The organism is Curtobacterium sp. ABR8, assembly GCF_057812125.1.
Map to the genome: position 1 here is coordinate 3,395,283 of NZ_CM173818.1, position 19,338 is coordinate 3,414,620.

General features: G+C 71.0%; 18 protein-coding genes. 6 read left to right on the forward strand and 12 right to left on the reverse strand.

The window, feature by feature from the left end; all coding sequences use genetic code 11:
* The first annotated feature begins 14 nt into the window (after nt 1–14).
* Nucleotides 15–1,031, forward strand: a complete 1,017-nt coding sequence (locus ACXKZB_RS16210) for an LLM class flavin-dependent oxidoreductase (protein WP_488823843.1) — start codon at nt 15–17, stop codon at nt 1,029–1,031.
* A gap of 455 nt (nt 1,032–1,486) precedes the next feature.
* On the opposite strand, the gene ACXKZB_RS16215 is transcribed toward ACXKZB_RS16210, so the two are convergent.
* Together ACXKZB_RS16215 and ACXKZB_RS16220 are read right to left on the reverse strand one after the other, a co-directional pair.
* The gene (locus tag ACXKZB_RS16215; RefSeq protein ID WP_488823844.1) at nt 1,487–3,949 is read right to left on the reverse strand and encodes a glycoside hydrolase family 3 protein; all 2,463 of its coding nucleotides are present in this window, start codon (nt 3,947–3,949) and stop codon (nt 1,487–1,489) included.
* A 55-nt stretch (nt 3,950–4,004) separates the two neighbouring features.
* Nucleotides 4,005–5,273 (reverse strand): MFS transporter, encoded by a 1,269-nt coding sequence (locus tag ACXKZB_RS16220; protein ID WP_488823845.1) that lies wholly within the window; start codon nt 5,271–5,273, stop codon nt 4,005–4,007.
* Nucleotides 5,274–5,404: 131 nt separating this feature from the next.
* On the opposite strand from ACXKZB_RS16220, the gene ACXKZB_RS16225 reads away from it, so the two are divergent.
* Together ACXKZB_RS16225 and ACXKZB_RS16230 are read left to right on the forward strand one after the other, a co-directional pair.
* Entirely contained in the window at nt 5,405–5,995 is a 591-nt protein-coding gene (locus tag ACXKZB_RS16225; RefSeq protein WP_488823846.1) for a TetR/AcrR family transcriptional regulator, read from the forward strand.
* Between the two features lie 103 nt (nt 5,996–6,098).
* Complete coding sequence (locus tag ACXKZB_RS16230) at nt 6,099–6,959, forward strand: NAD-dependent epimerase/dehydratase family protein (RefSeq protein WP_123314392.1); 861 nt, start codon at nt 6,099–6,101, stop codon at nt 6,957–6,959.
* Between the two features lie 18 nt (nt 6,960–6,977).
* Here ACXKZB_RS16230 and ACXKZB_RS16235 read toward each other — a convergent pair whose 3' ends face one another.
* Complete coding sequence (locus ACXKZB_RS16235; protein WP_488823847.1) at nt 6,978–8,552, reverse strand: DUF7059 domain-containing protein; 1,575 nt, start codon at nt 8,550–8,552, stop codon at nt 6,978–6,980.
* Nucleotides 8,549–8,914 (reverse strand): ArsR/SmtB family transcription factor, encoded by a 366-nt coding sequence (locus ACXKZB_RS16240; RefSeq protein ID WP_488823848.1) that lies wholly within the window; start codon nt 8,912–8,914, stop codon nt 8,549–8,551. Before ACXKZB_RS16240 ends, ACXKZB_RS16235 begins: the two co-directional genes overlap by 4 nt.
* A gap of 100 nt (nt 8,915–9,014) precedes the next feature.
* On the opposite strand from ACXKZB_RS16240, the gene ACXKZB_RS16245 reads away from it, so the two are divergent.
* Nucleotides 9,015–10,268: an MFS transporter gene (locus ACXKZB_RS16245; RefSeq protein WP_222658586.1), complete on the forward strand. Its 1,254-nt coding sequence runs from the start codon at nt 9,015–9,017 to the stop codon at nt 10,266–10,268.
* Between the two features lie 44 nt (nt 10,269–10,312).
* Here ACXKZB_RS16245 and ACXKZB_RS16250 read toward each other — a convergent pair whose 3' ends face one another.
* Nucleotides 10,313–10,768 (reverse strand): TIGR02611 family protein, encoded by a 456-nt coding sequence (locus ACXKZB_RS16250; protein WP_488823849.1) that lies wholly within the window; start codon nt 10,766–10,768, stop codon nt 10,313–10,315.
* A gap of 131 nt (nt 10,769–10,899) precedes the next feature.
* Nucleotides 10,900–11,232 (reverse strand): TraR/DksA family transcriptional regulator, encoded by a 333-nt coding sequence (locus ACXKZB_RS16255; RefSeq protein WP_488823850.1) that lies wholly within the window; start codon nt 11,230–11,232, stop codon nt 10,900–10,902.
* A gap of 56 nt (nt 11,233–11,288) precedes the next feature.
* Between ACXKZB_RS16255 and ACXKZB_RS16260 the strand changes: the two genes are divergently transcribed.
* Nucleotides 11,289–12,320 (forward strand): LLM class flavin-dependent oxidoreductase, encoded by a 1,032-nt coding sequence (locus ACXKZB_RS16260; protein WP_396289308.1) that lies wholly within the window; start codon nt 11,289–11,291, stop codon nt 12,318–12,320.
* Nucleotides 12,321–12,329: 9 nt separating this feature from the next.
* On the opposite strand, the gene ACXKZB_RS16265 is transcribed toward ACXKZB_RS16260, so the two are convergent.
* A complete protein-coding gene (locus tag ACXKZB_RS16265; RefSeq protein WP_488823851.1) occupies nt 12,330–12,836 on the reverse strand; it encodes an ASCH domain-containing protein in 507 nt (168 codons plus the stop codon).
* Nucleotides 12,837–12,959: 123 nt separating this feature from the next.
* Here ACXKZB_RS16265 and ACXKZB_RS16270 point away from each other — a divergent pair, with 123 nt between their 5' ends.
* Nucleotides 12,960–13,406, forward strand: a complete 447-nt coding sequence (locus ACXKZB_RS16270; RefSeq protein ID WP_488823852.1) for a DUF2510 domain-containing protein — start codon at nt 12,960–12,962, stop codon at nt 13,404–13,406.
* Between the two features lie 14 nt (nt 13,407–13,420).
* Here ACXKZB_RS16270 and ACXKZB_RS16275 read toward each other — a convergent pair whose 3' ends face one another.
* From ACXKZB_RS16275 to recN, 5 genes are all read right to left on the reverse strand, one after another.
* A complete protein-coding gene (locus ACXKZB_RS16275; RefSeq protein ID WP_488825923.1) occupies nt 13,421–14,413 on the reverse strand; it encodes a site-specific tyrosine recombinase XerD in 993 nt (330 codons plus the stop codon).
* Nucleotides 14,414–14,432: 19 nt separating this feature from the next.
* Nucleotides 14,433–15,014, reverse strand: coding sequence for a DUF1349 domain-containing protein (locus tag ACXKZB_RS16280; protein WP_488823853.1), 582 nt, complete (start codon nt 15,012–15,014; stop codon nt 14,433–14,435).
* A complete protein-coding gene (locus ACXKZB_RS16285; RefSeq protein ID WP_488823854.1) occupies nt 15,011–15,586 on the reverse strand; it encodes an NUDIX domain-containing protein in 576 nt (191 codons plus the stop codon). Before ACXKZB_RS16285 ends, ACXKZB_RS16280 begins: the two co-directional genes overlap by 4 nt.
* Before the next feature lie 162 nt (nt 15,587–15,748).
* Nucleotides 15,749–17,464, reverse strand: a complete 1,716-nt coding sequence (pyrG, locus tag ACXKZB_RS16290; RefSeq protein WP_488823855.1) for a CTP synthase — start codon at nt 17,462–17,464, stop codon at nt 15,749–15,751.
* A gap of 167 nt (nt 17,465–17,631) precedes the next feature.
* Nucleotides 17,632–19,326, reverse strand: coding sequence for a DNA repair protein RecN (recN, locus tag ACXKZB_RS16295; RefSeq protein WP_488823856.1), 1,695 nt, complete (start codon nt 19,324–19,326; stop codon nt 17,632–17,634).
* Nucleotides 19,327–19,338: the final 12 nt, after the last annotated feature.

A 19,338-nucleotide genomic window follows, 5' to 3' on the forward strand; every position in this document is an offset into this window, starting at 1 on the left:
CATAGACTCGCGTCATGCGCGAACTCGGCTTCCTCACCTTCGTCCCGAACCACGGCGGCACGGAGGGTGCGGCGAGCGCCCTCGAGGACGGCCTCCGGCTGTTCGAGACGGCCGAGTCCCTGGGCTACGGCACGGGCTGGGTCCGTGGTCGCCACTTCGAGCCGTTCCTGACGAGCCCGATGACCTTCTTCGCCGCCGCAGCCCAGCGCACGAGCACCATCGCCTTCGGCACCGCGGTGCTCGGCATGCGGTACGAGGACCCGGTGCGGCTCGCCGAGGACGCCAGCACCGTCGACCTGCTGAGCGGTGGGCGTGTGCAGCTCGGCATCAGCACGGGCATCGCCGGGTACGGGCCGATCCTCGACCCGGTGTTCGGCGCCGTCGACCGTCCGTTCCGCGACGAGGCCGAGGCCCGCGCGGCCCGCCTGCTCGAGGTCCTGCAGGGCGAGCCCCTCGGCAGCGCGGGCAAGGGGTACGAGAGCATCCCGGCGGGCGCCGACCTCACCCTGCAGCCGCTCAGCCCCGGTCTGCGCGATCGTGTCTGGTGGGGCGGCGGCAGCATGGGCACGGCGGTGCGCACGGCCGAGAAGGGGCTGCTCCTGCACTGCTCGACCCTGAACACCGAGGACACCGGCGCTCCCTTCGCCCAGGCGCAGGCGGACCAGATCGCCGCCTACCGCGAGCGGTTCACCGAGTTGCACGGCGAGACCGGCCGCACGTCGAAGGTCGCGGTGGGCCGCATCGTGGTCCCGCTGCTCGACGACCACGACCGCGCGGTGCACGAGGAGTTCCTGACCGGGTACGCCGCCGGTATGGACGACGAGGGCCGGCCGCTCTCCGGTCCCCCGTTCCGGTTCAGCAAGGTCCTGTCCGGCGAGCCGTCCGCCATCGTCGACGCACTGCTCGCCGATCCCGCTGTCACCGCGACGGACGAGCTGGTGATCACCCTGCCGGCGAACGGGGACCTGGTCGCCCACGAGCGGATCCTGCGCATCGTCGCCGAGGAGATCGCACCGGCACTGCGGGCCTGAGGACGGATCAGGACATCCGGCGGGCTCAGATCGGATCGGTGAGTCCCGAGAGCCCTGCCGGATGACCATCTCGTCCCTGATCCGCACGGGATGGTGGGACCATCGTTCCACCTACCGAGCGGTTTGTCACACCGAGACGGACCCTCGGGCGAAGAAAGTTGATCATCCTTCATCCGTTTTGCCCGGATCGCACGAAGTCCGTCAACCGGTTCGCCGAACCGACGACCGACCGGGCGTGGATCCGGGCCGGAACGGACGAATGCGCCCCCGCGCGGACGCGGGGACGCATTCTGGACGCACCGGGGAAGCTGGGGCATCGTCAGCCGGATCAGGAGGCTGAGTCGCACAACCAGCGACCCCGTAGTCGGTGCGTGCGCCGACGGTAACCAGCCGACTGGCGCACATCGATGGTACTCAACAGGCGTCGTCGATGCGCGGAAACCGGACGAACTCACTCACTCCAGTTCGAGGGCCGCGGTTCCGGACTCGTCGCTGACCGACGCCCCGACGTGCAGCGTGAAGGCGCCGGACTCGTACTGCCAGGCCCCGTCCCAGTGCGCGAACGCCCGGGCCGGTACCTCGATCGAGACCTCGGTCGACTCTCCCGCTCCGAGGCGGACCGGGGCGAACCCGACGAGCCACCGCACCGGGCGGTCCACGGCAGAGGACTCCCTCGAGGCGTAGACCTGCACGACGTGCTTGCCGGCGCGAGCACCGGTGTTCGCGACCGTCGCGGTGACGATGACCGCATCCCCCTCGGACACGGTCGGGGTCGCGGCCACCCCGTCGATCGTCCACGAGGTGTAGCCGAGGCCGTGCCCGAACGGGTACGCGGGCTCGGTACCGGCACGCAGCCAGGCACGGTACCCGATGTGGACACCCTCGTCGTACGACACCTCGCCGTCGACGGGGGTCACGTCCAGCACGGGCACGTCGGCCATCGCGACCGGCCACGTGGTGGGCAGTCGGCCGCCGGGCTCCTGGGCGCCGGTGAGCACGTCGGCGAGTGCGTTGCCGTACTCCTGACCGCCGAACCAGGTGAGCAGGACCGCGGCGACGTCGTTCCGCCACGGCATCTCGACGGGCGAGCCGGCGTTCACGACGACGACCGTGTTCGGGTTCGCCGCGGCGACGGCGCGGACCAGGTCGTCCTGGTGGCCGGGCAGCGCGAGCGACGAGCGGTCGTACCCCTCGGACTCGACCTTCGAGTTCGTGCCGACGACCACCACGGCGACGTCGGCGGACCGGGCCACGGACACCGCCGCATCGATCAGCACGGACGGGTCCTCGTCGCTGGGCTCGGTGCCGAACTGGTACGCGAGCACCCCGCCGAGTGTCTCGTCCTGGATGACGTCGTGCTCGATGCGGATCGCGACGTCCTGCCCGGCGGTCACCTCGACGGGCACCGACCTCGCCGGCGGGTTGAGGAACGCCGCGCCGAGCTGGTCGCCCTCGAACGGCACGTCCTCGTCGAGCAGCAGCTCGCCGTCGATCCACATGCGCGACCGGCCGGCCGCGCCGATGCCGATCCGCACGGTGCCGGTGGACGGCGCGGTGTAGGTCGTGGTGATGTCGAGCCGGTCGGCTTCACGCGTGGGGGCGTCGCCGCCGAACCAGAACAGCGCGGTGGCGCGGCGGTCCTCGACGTACAGTTCCTCGCCGTCCTTGACGAAGGCGACGCGGGCGCCGGGCTCGCCGGTGCCGGGGTTCGTGATGGTGGACAGCGGGAACTCCGCGATGCCCTCCTGCACGACGGCGCCGATCGCGTACTCGATGGTGGCACCCGGGAACGCCGAGCGGATCCCGTCGAGCGGCGAGACGACCTGCGACGGCACGACCGTGGCCGAGCCACCGCCCTGCGTGCGGGCCTGGTCGGCGTTGTGGCCGATGACGGCGATGCGGGAGACGGCCGGCGCGTCGAGCGGCAGCACGCCGGTGTTGCGGACGAGGACGGTGCCCTCGGCCTCGGCTTCGCGGACGAACGCGACGCCGTCCTCGACGTGCACGGGCTGCTCGGCGACGGGCTCGAAGCCCTCGAGCGCGCCGACTCGGGCGGCGAGGGTCAGGATGCGGCGGACCTTGCGGTCGACGGCCTCGATCGGCACGTCGCCGGACTGCACCGCGGCGAGGAGCGGCCCCTCGCTCCACCACTGGTTCGGTCCGGGCATCGCGACGTCCTGCGACGCCTTCGCCGAGTCGACCGAGCGCACGCCGGTCCAGTCGGACACGACGATGCCGTCGAAGCCCCATTCCGAGTTCAAGGGGGTCTCGAGCAGGTCGTGCTCCGACGCGGTGACGCCGTTGATCGAGTTGTACGACGACATGATCGCCCAGGCGTGCGCCTCGGTCACGGCCTTCTCGAACGCGAGCAGGTACAGCTCGCGCAGGGCTCGGTCGGACACCTCGGTCGACGCCGTGAAGCGGTCGGTCTCGTAGTCGTTCGCGATGTAGTGCTTCGGGGTGGCGGCGACACCGTTCTCCTGCACGCCGTCGACGTAGGACGCAGCCAGGTCGCCGGTCAGGACGGGGTCCTCGCTGAACGCCTCGAAGTGACGACCGCCGAGCGGTGAGCGGTGCAGGTTGATGGTCGGGCCGAGCACGACGTCGACGCCCTTGCGGCGGGCCTCGACGGCTGCTGCGGCGCCGTAGCGCTTGGCGATCGCGCGGTCCCACGACGCCGACAACGCGGTCGCCGAGGGCAGGTTCAGGGACGGGTCGCGCTCGTCCCAGACCTCGCCCCGGACACCGGAGGGGCCGTCCGACATCAGGATGCGGCGCAGCCCGATCTTCTCGATCGGCCAGGTGGTCCAGAAGTCGCGCCCGGTCAGGAGCTGCACCTTCTCGTCGGTCGTCAGCTGGTCGACGAGCGCGCCGATGCGCTCAGCGAGGGGCGAGGACGTACTGGAGGGGATGGTCACGTCGTCGACGGTAGTCACGGTGATCGGTCCTTTCGTTCAGAGCCGGAACAGGTGGTCAGCGCACGCCGCGGATGCGGGACACCGAGGCGATCCCGAGCAGACCGACGACGGCACCGGTGATGAAGAATCCGCTGTACCCGCCGGTCAGGGCGATGACGCCCGGAGCCGCCGCGGGCACGATCGACTGGGGCAGGGCCTGCGCGATGTTGACGACGCCGAGGTCCTTCGCGTTGTCCTCGTCGGACGGCAGCACGTCGGTGATGAGCGCCAGGTCGACGGCGTAGAAGACGCCCATGCCGGCACCCATCACGAACTCGCCCACCAGGACCATGCCCAGGGACGGCGCGAGCGCGATGATGACGAGCCCGACGACGCCGACGATGCCGGCGACCGCGACGAACAGCTTGCGGCGGCCGAGCTTGTCCGACAGCCAGCCGGCGATGAGCGAGGTGAGCACGATGCCGACGACGTTCCACAGCGTGCCCTGGAACACCGCGTTCGCGACGTGGTCACTGTCCACACCGATGTCGTCCCGCAGGAAGTACGTCAGGTAGCTCACCGCGGTGTACTGCGCGGCGACCATCAGGAAGCGGGTGAGCCAGGCCCATCCGAGGTCCGGGTGCTTCACGGGGTTGAAGACGAACGATCCGAAGAGCTGCCCGATGCCGAGCTTCGACGTCGGCCGGTTGGTGAGCACGCGGTCGCGGAACACCAGCGCGTAGAGCACGACGACGATCGACCCGATCGCGCCGGGGATGATCATCTGCGTCGCCGAGGTCGAGAAGAGCTGCACGAGGAAGGTGCCGCCGACCAGCGCGAGGTTCTGGGCGAGCCCGAGCAGCGCCGCGACCCGGCCACGCTGCGACCGCGTGACGTGGTCCGGCAGGACGGCCGTCAGGGCGGCGATCGTGGCGTTGTAGGCGATCTGCGTGACGCCCCACGCGATGACCAGCACGACGGTGGAGGTGGTCGTCGCGACGACCACGAGGCCCGCGAAGCCGACCACGGTGCCACCGATGATCCACGGACGACGCATGCCGAGCCTCCCGTACGTCCGGTCGCTGAAGCGACCGGCCAGGGGGTTGGCGACCATCGCGGCGAACGCGCCGACGCCGAGTGCCAGACCGAGGACGCCCGCTTGGTTGTCCGGCGCGATCTCGGCGACCTTGAGCGCCATGGCGACCAGCACCGGTGGCAACAGGGCGATGTACAGGCCGAGCATCGCGATCGGCATGCCGAGCGTGTACATGAGCGGGGCCCCTCGGCCGTGCGTGGGGGCGACGGCGGTCGGGGTGTCGCTGACTGTCAGGGCGTCTTTGGCCACTGCAACCTCTTCTCGGGTGCGCCACCTACGTCGGTGACTCGCACGCCTTCGTCGGCGGCTCGTGCCACCGTAACACCAAAACCAAGCCTGGCTAGGTTTTAGGGGTGCACTCCGAGCGGTACAGTCCTGCCATGGCACGACGGGGTTCGTACGCGAAGGGCATCGCGAAGCGCGAGGAGATCCTCACGGTCGCGCTCGACCTCGTCGCCTCGCAGGGCTTCCGCCGCACCAGCATCAAGGACATCGCCGATGCCGTCGGACTGACCCAGGCCGGCCTGCTGCACTACTTCGACTCGAAGGACGAGCTCTGGGTCGAGATCCTGCGGCGACGCGACGAGCTCGACCTGCAGTACGACTGGCAGGCGTCGGACCCGGCCGCGCTGCTCGCCGCGATCGTCCGGCACAACGCCGAGGTCCCCGGCCTGGTGCAGATGTTCGTCAACCTGTCGGCCGCCGCTGCGACCGACTCCGAGCACCCGGCGCACGCGTACTTCCAGGAGCGCTACGAGCGCAGCCGTCGCGACCTGTCCGCCGACTTCCGCGCCATGCAGCAGGACGGACGGCTCCGCGCCGACGTCGACGCCGAGGAACTGACGAGCGTGCTGCTCGCGGTGTCCGACGGCATGCAGATCCAGTGGCTGTTCGACCCCTCGCGGGACATGGCGCAGCACGTCGAGCTCGTCGCCCGGCTCGCGATCGCCCAGGTCGCCCCCACCGCCTGACCCCGGGCAACGGGGTACGGACAGGGCCTGGTCGGGTCAGGCAGCGCCGGGCAGGATGGGGCGTGCCCGTCAGGGCGACCCGACAAGGATGTGGAGTGACGCGATGACGCGTGTAGTGGTGACCGGCGGCAGCGGCAAGCTCGGACGAGCGGTGGTGCGCGACCTCGATGCGCACGGGTACGACGTGGTGCTGCTCGACCGCGTGCCCTCCCCCGACCAGCCGGAGGGCGTGCAGTTCGTCCGGATCGACCTGACCGACTACGGCCAGGTACTGAACGCCCTGCTCGGCGTCGACGACCGCTACGACCACGTGGACGCCGTCGTGCACCTCGCGGCCGTCCCCGCCCCGGGGCAGGTCCCCGACGTGGCGCTCATCACGAACAACGTCACGGCGTCGATCAACGTCTTCCACGCCGCTCGCGCCGCGAAGATCAAGAACCTGGTGTGGGCGTCGAGCGAGACCCTGCTCGGCATCCCGATGGGCGAGCACCACCCGCCCTACCTGCCCGTCGACGAGGAGTTCGCGGTCCGCCCGCAGTCGTCGTACTCCCTCGGCAAGGCCGTGGAGGAGGAGATGGCACGCCACTTCACTCGCTGGGACCCGGAGCTGAAGATGATCGGCCTGCGGTTCTCGAACGTGATGGACGAGACCGACTACCCCGCGTTCCCGTGGGACGCCACCCCCGAGGCGAAGACCTTCAACCTGTGGTCGTACATCGACTCGCGCGACGGTGCCCAGGCGGTCCGCAAGGCCGTCGAGGCCGAGCTCACCGGGTTCGAGGCGTTCGTCATCGCGAGCCCCGACACCGTCATGGACACCCCGACGATCGAACTCGTCGAGCGCTACGTGCCCGACATCGAGCGTCGCGCGGACATCGACGGCGTCAGCTCGCTGCTGTCGTCGGAGAAGGCCCGCGAGCTGCTCGGCTACGCACCCGAGCACAGCTGGCGCGACGGGCGCTGACAGCGCCCGCGACCGCGGCTACGCCGGCAGCAACAGCCCGTCGAGCACCAGGTCGCGCGCCGCTGGCAGCAGGTCGGCGGCGAGCACCTGCTCGTCGACACCCGTGATCTGCGCGAGCGCGCCGACGATCGCGGCGACGGACAGGTCGCCGTCGCACGCTCCGACGAACGCGGCGAGCGCCGTGTCCGCATCGACCCGACGTCCGAGTCCGCCGCCCTGCACGAGCGTCATCACCGTCGGGTCGTCGTTGCCCGGCCAGTAGTAGCGCTCCTCGGTGACGTCGCCCGCCACCGTCAGGTGCGCCACGGCGAGCGCGGCGTCGTCGTGGTCGGCGAGCCAGGCGGCCGCGTCGAGGACGCGAGCGACCGTGGCACCGAGCCCTGCGGGGTTGGAGCCGAGCGTCTCGGGGACGCGCTCGAACCGGCGGAGGCTCGCCGTTCCTCCTGGCTGGGCTCGACGCGCCACGACGTAGCCGAAGCCGACGCCGGTGACGCGGCGGTCCGCGAAGTCGTCGAGCCAGGCGCCCACCAGCGTGTCGAACTCGGGCGTTCCGGGCTTCGTGCCGCCGTCGCGGATCCAGGTCTCGGCGTACGACGTCGGGTCCTGACGCTCGCGCTCGATGACCCATGCGTCGAGGTCGGTGTCCGCGAACCAGCCGCGCACGCGGTCGAGGCCGTCGACGCCCCAGTGGTACTCCCAGTTGCCGAGCAGCTGCGCGGTCCCACCGGGCTCGAGGTGGTCGGACAGCCCACGGAGCACGGTCTCGACGAGGGCGTCGCCGACCATGCCGCCGTCGCGGTACTCGTACGAGGGGACGCCCGGCCGCCGGGGCGTGATGACGAACGGCGGGTTCGAGACGATGCGGTCGAACCGCTCTCCCGCGACGGGCTCGAAGAGCGAGCCGTACCGGAAGTCGATCCCGTCGATGCCGTTCAGCTGCGCGTTGAAGCGGGCGATGTCGAGGGCGCGGCGCGAGATGTCGGTGGCGACGACGTGCTCGGCGAAGCGCCGGGCGTGCATGGCCTGGATCCCGCAGCCGGTACCGAGGTCGAGCACCGTGCGGACGGGCACCGGCACCTGGAGGCCGCTCAAGGTGGTGGTGGCGCCGCCGATGCCGAGGACGTGCTCCTCGCTGATCGCGTGCCCGAGGGCGAGTTCCCCGAGGTCGGAGACGATCCACCAGCTGCCGGCCCCGAGGTCGTCGACGAAGGCGTAGGGGCGCAGGTCGACCGTCGGGCGGACGTCGTCTCCGTCTCCGTCTCCCGTCAGCAGCCCCGCCGTGATCACGGCGTCGAGCCCGGCGGTCGGGAACGCCGCGGCGGCGTCCGCTCGGGACGTCGGCAGCCCGAGCACGAACAGGGTGGCGAGTGTGCCGAGCGGGGTCGTCTCGCGCGCTGCGAGTGCACGGAGGGCCGCGACTCGTGACCCACGGTGCAGCGATGCGGCCGCTTCGGTCCCCCAGAGTGCGTCGACCCGGTCGACGGTGAAGCCGGCGGCGTCGAGGTCCGCGGCGAGCGCCGTCGTCACGGCGGGCTCGGCCCCGATGTCGGGGAGTGTGTGCACGTCGGCACCCGCGCCGGGCACCGTGCTCACGACTCGATCCCGTCGCGGAGCAGGGCCGCGGGCACCTGCCAGTCGAGCACCAGGTCGAGCAGCCCCGGGAACCGCTGCTGCACGTCCTCGATCCGGACGCGGCTGATGCGGGTCAGACCCTCGAGGTGTTGTTCGAGCAGTCCGGCCTCGCGCAGGACCCGGAAGTGGTGGGTGAGCGTGGACTTCGGTCGGTCGATGCCGACCCAGCCGCAGCTCCGCTCACCACCGGCCGCGTCGACGAGGTAGCGGTGCAGGATCGCCAGCCGGATCGGGTCGCTCAGGGCGTCCAGGACGATGGGGAGGTCCATCTCGGCCACGGACGGCTGGGGCAGCCGCTCGGGGGCATCGACGTGCGCGGGCATGGACGGGACGCTACCACCGTTCGGCTTGCTGTACGACTTGCGTCGTACAGCGGACTGCGGTACGAATGCACTCGTACAACGGACCATCGGAAGGATGCTCATGCAGCAGTCAGCTCGCTCGGTCGTCGGGTTCTGGATCCTCGCGGCGATGCTCCTGGTGTCGGTCGCGTCATCCGCGGTCCCCTCGCCGATCTACCCGGTCTACGCCGCCGAGTGGCACCTCACGCCGCTCATGCTGACCGGCGTCTTCGCCATCTACGTCGCCGGACTGCTCGCGAGCCTGCTCGTCGCCGGACGCCTGTCGGACCACGTCGGCCGCAAGCCCGTGCTCGTCGCCGGCGGTCTCGGCGTGGCCCTGTCGCTCGGACTGTTCGCGATCGCGGACGGCGTCGGCGCGCTCATCGTCGACCGCATCGTGCAGGGTGTCTCCGTCGGGCTGCTCATCGGGGCGCTCGGCGCGGCCCTCATCGACAACTCGCTCGAGCGGCACCCGACCCTGGCCGGCGTGCTGAACGGCGTCATCCCGCCGATCGCCCTGGCCACCGGTGCGATGTCGAGCGGCGCGCTCGTCCAGTGGGGTCCGGCGCCGGAGCAGCTCGTCTACCTGGTGTTCGGCGCACTGCTCGTCCTCCTCGTCCTCGCGCTGTTCGTGGTGCCCGAGCAGGTCCAGCGGCGCCCCGGAGCCCTCCGCTCCCTGCGTCCGACGATCAGCGTGCCGCGGAGCTCCCGCCGGTTGTTCCGCGGGGTCGTCGGTTCCCTCGTCGCAAGTTGGGCGCTCGGCGGCATGTTCCTCTCGCTCGTCCCCTCGGCCCTCGGTGCCGTGTTCGGCATCACGAACCACTTCGCGGCCGGAGCACTCATCGCCGTCGTCACCGGCGTCGGCGCACTGACCGGGCTCGCGACGCAGCGCATGGACGCACGTCGTGCGGTGCTCGTCGGACTCGTCGCCCTGGTGCTCGGTCCGATCGTGACCGTGGCGTTCGTGATGGCGCACTCCCTGCCCGGCCTCGTGGTCGGCAGCGCGATCGCCGGCATCGGCTTCGGTGCCGGGTTCCAGGCACCGCTGCGGATGCTGCTCGCGACCGCCGCACCAACGCACCGCGCCGGGCTGCTCTCCACGATCTACGTCGTCAGCTACCTGGCGTTCGGGGTCCCCGCGGTCATCGGCGGGCTGCTCGAACCGTCGATCGGCCTGGTCCCGGTGATCGCGGGGTACGGCGGGTTCATCGTCCTCGCCGCCGTCGTCGCACTCGTGCTGCAGCTGGTGTCGAAGGACGCGGCCGCCGTCGAGGAGCAGGCCGCCGAGGTCATCGAGCGCACCGCCACGGGGTCGGTCCGCGTCGCGGCGGAGTAGACGCGCTCGACGCGCCCGCACGGTGACGGCCGCGACGACGCGACCTAGTGACCCGGGTGCGCCGAGTTCGCGCCGCGCGCCCGTCCACGAGCACGCACCCCCACCGTCCGAGCAGCACCCGTGTGGGCGGCGTCGACATCGGCCTTGCCACGGTCGGCTGCGTCACGCAGTCGCTTGGGTCCGTGTCGCTTGGCCCAGTCCCAGAAGCGGTGCAGCTGCGCCTTGAGCCACACGATGATCTTGTGGAAGAAGTGGAACTCGCTCGCCAGCACCGTGAGGCCGATGAACACCACGAGCCAACCGGGCCCGGGCAGCGGCACCAGGATGAGTCCGATGATGACGACCAGCCCGCCGACGATCCCGACGAGCACCTTGTAGAACAGGTGCAGGTGCGGTCGGGCGTGGATCCAGGTCCGCACGTCGTGGAACCACTGGAAGCGCTGACGGGGCGCACCCTCGGCCAGGCTCTCGCCGGGTCCGTCGTTCGGGTCACCGTCCATGCCGAAAACGTAGGGCGTGCGGCTGGGAATCCGCGGCGCACGCGGTGGACGCGCGGTGCGCGTGAGGGGCGCGACGTGGCGGGCCCGCACCGTGCCTCCAGGCCGTCAGTGGGTGTCTGCCGGGAGGCCCGTCATGCGTGCGCGACGCACGTCGCGGCCCACGGGACGGCGGCCAATCGGGCCGCTGGGATCGGTTCTCCTCCGACCGTGCACGTTCCGTAGGTGCCCGCGTCGAGCCGCGCGAGCGCGGCGTCCACCTGCTCGATCCGTTGCCGTGCCGCGTCGCGGACGGCACCGAGCGAGCCGCGCTCCCACGCGAGGGTCGCGCCCTCGGGATCGTGTTCGTCGTCGGAGTTGGCGTCCTGCCGGGCGTCGCTGACGTCGCGCATGCTCCGCTCGACGTCAGCGAGCAGCCGTTCGTTGCGGGCGCGTTCGGTGTCGAGTGCGGCGCGGGGGTGGTCCATGGCGGACACCGTAGTCGTGACGGAATGCGCGGTTCTCCGGATGCGTTTGCATCGACATGACGAAGATCGGGTTCCTGTCGTTCGGACACTGGCGCGACGTGCCGGGGTCGAAGGTGCGCAGCGGGCGTGAGTCCCTGGTGCAGGCGATCGACCTCGCGGTCGCTGCTGAAGAGGCCGGCGTCGACGGCGCCTACTTCCGCGTGCACCACTTCGCTCCGCAGCAGGCTGCTCCGTTCCCCCTGCTGTCTGCGATCGCCGCGAAGACGAGCCGCATCGAGATCGGGACCGGCGTGATCGACATGCGCTACGAGAACCCGCTGTACATGGCGGAAGAGGCAGCGGCGACCGACCTCATCTCCGGCGGACGACTGCAGCTCGGCGTCTCCCGTGGATCACCCGAGACCGCCCTCGCTGGTTACCAGCAGTTCGGCTACGTGCCGGACGCGTCCGACGAGAACGGCGGCGACATGGCAAGGGCGCACACCTCGGTGTTCCGTCGCGCCATCGCCGGCGAGCCGATGGCGAACGCCAACCCGCAGATGACCGGCTCGGTCGGGTCGCTGCCGATCTCCCCGCTCTCCGACTCGCTCGGCGACCGCATCTGGTGGGGTGCCGGCACCCGGGCCACCGCCGAGTGGACCGCCGAACAGGGCATGAACCTGATGTCGTCGACGCTGCTCACCGAGGACACCGGTGTGCCGTTCGACGAGCTCCAGGCTGAGCAGATCGAACGCTTCCGCCGAGTGTGGGCGGAGTCGGGCTGGGAGCGGACCCCTCGGGTGTCGGTCTCGCGGAGCATCATCCCGATCATCGACGATGAGTCGCGGCACTACTTCGGCGTCCGCGCACAGGTCGAGGGGCAGGACCAGGTCGGACACCTCGACGGTGGGCTCGCCCGGTTCGGCCGGTCCTACATCGGCTCGCCCGAGGACCTCGTCGCGGAACTGGCAGCCGACCAGGCCGTCCGCGCTGCCGACACCGTGCTCGTCACTGTGCCGAACCAGCTCGGCGTCGACTTCAACGCGCGGCTGCTCGCCGCCGTGAAGGACGTGTTCACCGAGGTCGACGCGGCGCCCGTCCCGGCCTGACCTGTTCGGTCAGGCGCTGACGGTCGGCGGCAAGTTCGACGTCGGCGTCGACGTCGGCGTCGGCATTGGCCAGAGCAGCCGGAAGCGCTCGCAGACCACCGGCATGTCCGGTTCGAAGCCGCGCGGGTTCTCGGAGTGCGCGCGCCAGTACGCCTCGTGCACCCTGCGCCAGTGCTCGAGGGTCCGGTCGCCTTCGCCTTCGGCACGCGCGTGCTCGGCTCCGACGGCATCGAACGGGACGATCCGGACGTCCGTCGTCTCGATGACGGCCCGCGGAACGCCGGCACCGTCGGTCACGATGCTGCGCTCCCCGGTCACGGGGAGCGGGTCACCCGTCGCCTCGTAGTCCCAGAGCGACGACGCCGTTCCGTCCTTGACGCCACGGAGCACGAGGCCGAGGAGGTCGTCGGCCTGCTCCGGTGTGGCACCGAATGACCACGCCTCCGGCGCCTCGATGGGCAGTTCCGGAGCCTCGCTGCGCCGCGCGTTCCAGAAGCCGTCGAGGGTCGTGGTCACCAGCCGACCGTAGCGCACCGCCGGGTGTCCGCACTTGTGCCGACACCCGCCTTGGGACTGTGGCAGGACCGTCCCGACTCGTACCGTCGAGGAGCACCATCCCCCGCACCTCGAGGAGTCCCCGTGACGCTGCCGGCCGCAGGCTGGTTCCCGGACCCGCAGGACGCCAGCCGTCTGCGCTGGTGGGACGGTCACGCCTGGGGCGCTGCGACCCGTGTCCTGCCGAGTGCTCCGGAACCGGTCATGCCGATCGTCGTCGCACCCGTCGGCCCCGCGTTCTCCGTGCACACGGCATCGATCCGGACCCGCGCGTGGGCGTCCGGCGGCGGTCGCTACCGGCGGCTGTGCGCGTTCACGCTGCTCGCGGTGCTGCTGGCCCTGACGTCGATCATCATCAACCCGCTGGGTGTCTGCAGCGCGCTCGCCCTCGTGTGCGGGTTCGTCGGTGTCGTCCGCCCCGGTGCGACCGGCGGGTGGCGTGTGCTCGCGAGGAGCGCTTCGGCGAGCGCCATCGTCGTGGCCGTCGCGACCGCCGCGGTCGCGGCCTCGACCCAGTTCCACCTCTTCTGACGCGCTCGCGTCCGCTACCGCCGCGCCCGCGGATGCGCCGTCTGGTACACGTCCCGCAGCATGTCCGCCGTGACCATCGTGTAGATCTGGGTCGTCGCGACGCTCGCGTGCCCGAGCAACTCCTGCACCACACGGACGTCGGCTCCGCCCTCGAGCAGGTGCGTCGCGAACGAGTGCCGGAAGGTGTGCGGCGACACGTGCGCCTCGAGGCCTGCAGCCGCTGCCGCCGACTGGATCACGAGCCACGCGCTCTGCCGTGAGAGCCGAGCACCCCGGGCACCGAGGAACAGCGCCGGCGTCGAGGGCCCGCGTGCCGCGAACACCGGCCGCGCACGCACCACGTAGGCGTCGATCGCCGCCCGGGCGAAGCTGCCGAGCGGTACGACCCGCTGCTTGTTCCCCTTTCCGGTGACCTTCACGACGGCGAGGCCGTCGGCGTCCGGAGCCGAGTCGTCGGACAACGTGGTCACATCGTCCACCGACAACCCCACCGCCTCGGAGATCCGCGCGCCGGTGGCGTAGAGCAGCTCGAGCAGGGCCTTGTCCCGCAGCTGAACGGGGTCGTCGGCGTCGACGGACACCGCGCCGAGCAGCCGCTCCATGTCCTCCACCGAGATCGCCTTCGGCAGCCGCATCGGGGCCTTCGGCGGCCGGACGGCGGTACCGGGGTCGAGCGGCAGCCAGCCCTCCCCCGCCGCGAAGGCCGTGAACGACCGCACCGAGCTGAGCATCCGGGCGATCGATCTCGGTGCCAGCGGACCGTCCGGCTTCGTCGCCAGGTGGGTCACGAACTCCGAGACGTCCGCACGCGCCAGCCGCCCGACGTCGTCGATCGCAGACGCCCCGCCGGCCCGGTCGGCTCCGTCGGAATCGACCACCGGAGCGGTCGCCAACCACGACGTGAACACCGCGAGGTCACGCCGGTAGGCCGACAGGGTGTGCTGCGACAGCCCGCGCTCGATCGCGACGTGCCGTAGGTACGTCTCCGTGGCACGGTCGAGTGGGATCACGACAGCAGGCGCACGGTCAGTGCAGCGCCTCGTCAGGCGCCCCGACCCGGTACCCGGTGAAGCTCACGGTCAGGCCGGCACGCGTCGGAGCAGCGCACAGCAGTCCGGCCGACACGGCAGCATCGGGATCGAGGTACGCGACCCGCACGAGGCGCGGCTGCTCGTCGTCGGCCCACGCCCGCACGGTCACCGCATCGCCGTCGCGGCTGACCCGGACCGTCACGACGCGTCCCACCCACTCCGGCACGGGCGCCACCGACCAGTCCGAGAAGTCACGGGTCACCACGGCGCCGAGCTGCGGCGTCCCGTCGGATACCTCGACACCGGCCTTGATCCAGTTCCGCTCGTCGACGCGCAGGAAGACGCCGGCCTGGTCGAACTGTTCCGTGTAGTCGAGCACGAACGAGACCTCGACCGAGAACGACCCGTCGATGCGCTCCACCAGCGCGTGCTCGGAGTCGTGGACGAACCCGTACGAGGTGGTCCGCCAGGCGTCGCTGCCCTCGACCGCGGTCACGCGCAGCACGTCGCCGTCGAGCACTGCCGCCTCGGGCTCGTGCGTCCAGCTGGCCGTGTCGACCAGTTCGCGCAGACTCATGCGCGGCGACGCTCGAGCGCATCGACGGCGAGCACGGCCACGACGAGCCCGGAGTTGTGCAGCCGTCCGTCGAGGATCGCCTCCACCAGCTCCGCCCGCGGCACCCACCGCTTGACGATGTCGGCTTCCTCGGCCTCACGCTCGAACGCGGTCGCCGTGGGCCGGACACCCCGCGCGCGGTAGACCTGCAGGAACTCGTCGCTCCCACCGGACGAGGTGTTGTACCGGACCAGCGGCTCCCACGTGTCCGCTTCGAGGTCGGCCTCTTCCGCGAGTTCTCGCGCGGCGGCGACCTGGAGGTCCTCGCCCTCCACGTCGAGCAGGCCGGCCGGAAGCTCCCAGTCGCGCACCCGCACCGGGTGCCGGTACTGCTGGATCACGAGCACCCGGCCGTCGTCGTCCTCGGCGTACACCGCGACGGCACCGGTGTGGTCGATGTACTCGCGGACCATCGTCTCGTCGTTGTAGGCGATCGTGTCCCGCCGGACGTCCCAGACGGCGCCCTCGTACACGACGGTCGACTCGGTGACCTCGAACGAGGCGGGTTCGTCAGCGATGGGTGCGTCAGTCACGGAACCATCCAAGCACGCGCCCCTCGCGGAACCAGGTTCCGGACACAGCACCACGCCGTTCCGCGGTTCCGTGTCCGGAACCAGGTGCCGTGGGCGCGACAGACGACGGACGGGAGGCGCGGTGCCCGCTGGCACCGCGCCTCCCGTCAGAGACCACTCGCGTTACGCGACCTGCTCCTCGTTCTGCGGGTCGAACAGGCTGGACGCCTCGTGGCGCTCGATCGCGGCCGCGACGAGCCCCGCGAACAGCGGGTGCGCGTTCGTCGGACGCGAGCGCAGCTCCGGGTGCGCCTGCGTGGCGATGTAGAACGGGTGCACGTCGCGCGGCAGCTCGACGTACTCGACCAGGGTGCCGTCGGGCGAGGTACCCGAGAACACCAGGCCGGCGTCCGCGATCTGCTGCCGGTACGTGTTGTTGACCTCGTAGCGGTGACGGTGGCGCTCGGACGCCTCGGGCGCACCGTAGAGCGACTCGGCCAACGACCCCGGCGTGAACGTCGCCGGGTACAGGCCGAGGCGCATGGTGCCGCCCATGTCGCCGCCGGCGATGATGTCCACCTGCTCCGCCATGGTCGCGATGACCGGCGTCGAGGTCTCCGGGTCGAACTCCGTGCTCGACGCGTCGGTGAGACCGGCCTCGTGGCGGGCGTACTCGATCACCATGCACTGCAGGCCGAGGCACAGGCCGAGCGTCGGGATGCCCTGCTCGCGGGCGAAGCGCAGCGCACCGAGCTTGCCCTCGATGCCACGGACGCCGAACCCGCCGGGGATGCAGATGCCGTCCACGTCGCCGAGCTGCTTCGCAGCACCCTCGGGCGTGGTGCAGTCGTCGGAGACGACCCACTTCAGTGTGACCTTCGCGTCGTGCGCGAAGCCACCGGCGCGCAGCGCCTCGGTGACCGACAGGTAGGCGTCCGGCAGGTCGATGTACTTGCCGACCAGGGCGATCGTGACGTCCTTCTTCGGCTCGTGCACCGCACGGAGCACCGGGGTCCACGCGGTCCAGTCGACCGGGCCGGCCTCGAGCTTGAGCGCATCGACGATGACCTGGTCGAGGCCCTGGTTGTTCAGCAGCGTCGGCAGGTCGTAGATCGACGGGACGTCCACGGCGTTCACCACGGCGTCCTCGTCCACGTCGCACATCAGCGCGATCTTCTTCTTGTTCGAGTCCGACACCGGACGGTCCGACCGCAGCACGAGCGCGTCGGGCTGGATGCCGATCGAGCGGAGCGCAGCCACGGAGTGCTGCGTCGGCTTCGTCTTCTGCTCGCCCGAGGCATTCATGAACGGCACGAGCGACACGTGCACGAAGAACACGTTGTTGCGGCCGAGCTCGTGGCGGACCTGGCGTGCCGACTCGATGAAGGGCTGCGACTCGATGTCGCCGACGGTGCCGCCGACCTCGGTGATGATGACGTCGGGCTGCGGGTCGTTCTCCGCCTGCTCACGCATCCGGCGCTTGATCTCGTCGGTGATGTGCGGGATGACCTGCACGGTGTCACCGAGGTACTCGCCACGGCGCTCCTTGGCGATGACCGTGGAGTACACCTGGCCGGTCGTGACGTTCGCCGACTGCGCCAGGTTGATGTCGAGGAAGCGCTCGTAGTGCCCGATGTCGAGGTCCGTCTCCGCACCGTCGTCGGTCACGAAGACCTCGCCGTGCTGGAACGGGTTCATGGTGCCCGGGTCCACGTTGAGGTAGGGGTCGAGCTTCTGCATGACGACCTTGAGGCCGCGAGCCGTGAGGAGGTTGCCGAGGCTTGCTGCCGTCAGGCCCTTGCCGAGAGACGAGACGACCCCGCCGGTCACGAAGATCTGCTTCGTCACCTTCGGGGTCGGGGTGTTTGCCTGGGTACCGCTGCTGAGAGTGTCCGCCACGGGATTCCATCGTACGTCAGAACTGCCGGGAGGCGCGACCCCGGTTCGCCGTGGGCGTTGCGCGGGTGGGTCGCCGGGTGCTCGGGCCGCGCTCACGCTCGGCCGCCGGCCGGCGGTCGGTTGATCGGGGCGCGCTCGCGTCCGCCCGCCGGCCGGCGGTCGGCCGGTCAGGCCGTCTGGCCGGCCACGTCGAGGAGCTCGCGGGCGTGCTCCACGCCGCTGGCGCTGTCGCCGAGGCCGGAGAGCAGCCGCGCCATCTCCTGCAGGCGGTCCTCGCCCTCGAGTCGTCGCACGCTCGACGAGGTCACGGCGCCACTGGCGTCCTTCACCACGTTGAGGTGGTTGTTCGCGAACGCCGCGACCTGCGCCAGGTGCGTGACGACGATGACCTGCGTGCGCTCGGCGAGCTTCGCCAGCCGACGACCGATCTCGATCGCCGCCGCACCGCCCACGCCGGCGTCGACCTCGTCGAAGACGAACGTCGGCACCGTCGTGCTGCCGGCCATCACGACCTCGATCGCGAGCATGACGCGTGAGAGCTCGCCACCCGACGCGCCCTTGCCGATCGGCCGGGGGTCGGTGCCGGAGTGCGGCTGCAGCAGGATCGAGACCTGGTCGCGTCCGTGCCGGCGGTACTCGCCTGCGTCGCTGACCTCGACCACCAGCGTGGCGCCGGCCATCGCGAGGGTCTTCAGTTCAGTCGTGACGCGCTTCGCGAGGTCCGCTGCCGCCTTCGTGCGCGCAGCGGTCAACGCCGCCGCTGCCGCCCCGAGTGCCTGCTCGTCCTGTTCGACGGACTGCTGGAGCGCCGCGATGCGGTCGTCGTCGCCGTCCAGCTCGAGCAGGCGGTCGCTGGCACGCTGCCCGTAGGCGATGACGTCGTCGACGGTTTCGCCGTACTTGCGGGTGAGGCCGGCGAGCAGCGCGCGTCGTTCGTTGATGAGCTCGAGGTCGTGCCCGGCCTCGGGCTCGAGCGAGCCGAGGTAGCTGGAGATGCTCGCAGAGGCCTCAGCCGCCTGGATCCCGAGTTCCGTGAGCTGCTCGAGCACCGGCTGCAGGGCGGCGTCGGAGTCGGCGACGCGCTCGACGGCACGGCGGGCGGACTCGACCAGGCCGACGACGTCCGAGACACCGTCGAGGGACTCGCTGGACAGGGCCTCGTGCGCCAGGGCGGCGGACAGTCGGAGTTCCTCGAGGTTGCCGAGCCGGTCGGCGCGCTCGGCGAGCTCGACGTCCTCGCCGGGCTGCGGGTCGGCCGCTTCGATCTCGTCCGATGCGGCGCGGATCCGGTCGGCCTCGGCCACCCGCTCGTCATGGTCCCGCGTCAGCGTCTCGAGCTCCCCCGTGTGCTGCTGCCACGCGTCGTACGCCGTGACGTACCGGTTCAGGACCTTCTCGAGGGCCGCTCCACCGAAGCCGTCGAGCGCCGCACGCTGCGCGGTCGACGAGGTCAGTCGGATCTGGTCGGACTGACCGTGCACCGTCACGAGCTGGTCGGCGAGTTCACCGAGGACCGCCACGGGGGCACTCCGCCCGCCGACGGTGGCGCGGCTGCGGCCCTCGGCCGAGACCGTGCGCGTGAGGATCAGTTCGCCGTCCTCGACGGCGCCGCCGGCGTCCTCGACGCGTTCTGCGACCGCGGCGTGCTCGGGGACGTTCCAGCGGCCCTCGACCACGGCGCTCGACGCACCGCGGCGGACCGAACCGGCGTCCGCCCGGGCACCGAGCAGCAACCCGAGGGCGGTGACGATCATGGTCTTGCCCGCACCGGTCTCGCCGGTGACGACGGTGAACCCCGGACCGAGTTCGAGTGTGGTCTCGCCGATGACCCCGAGGTCACGGATCGCGATCTCCTCGATCATCGGTGGTCCTCC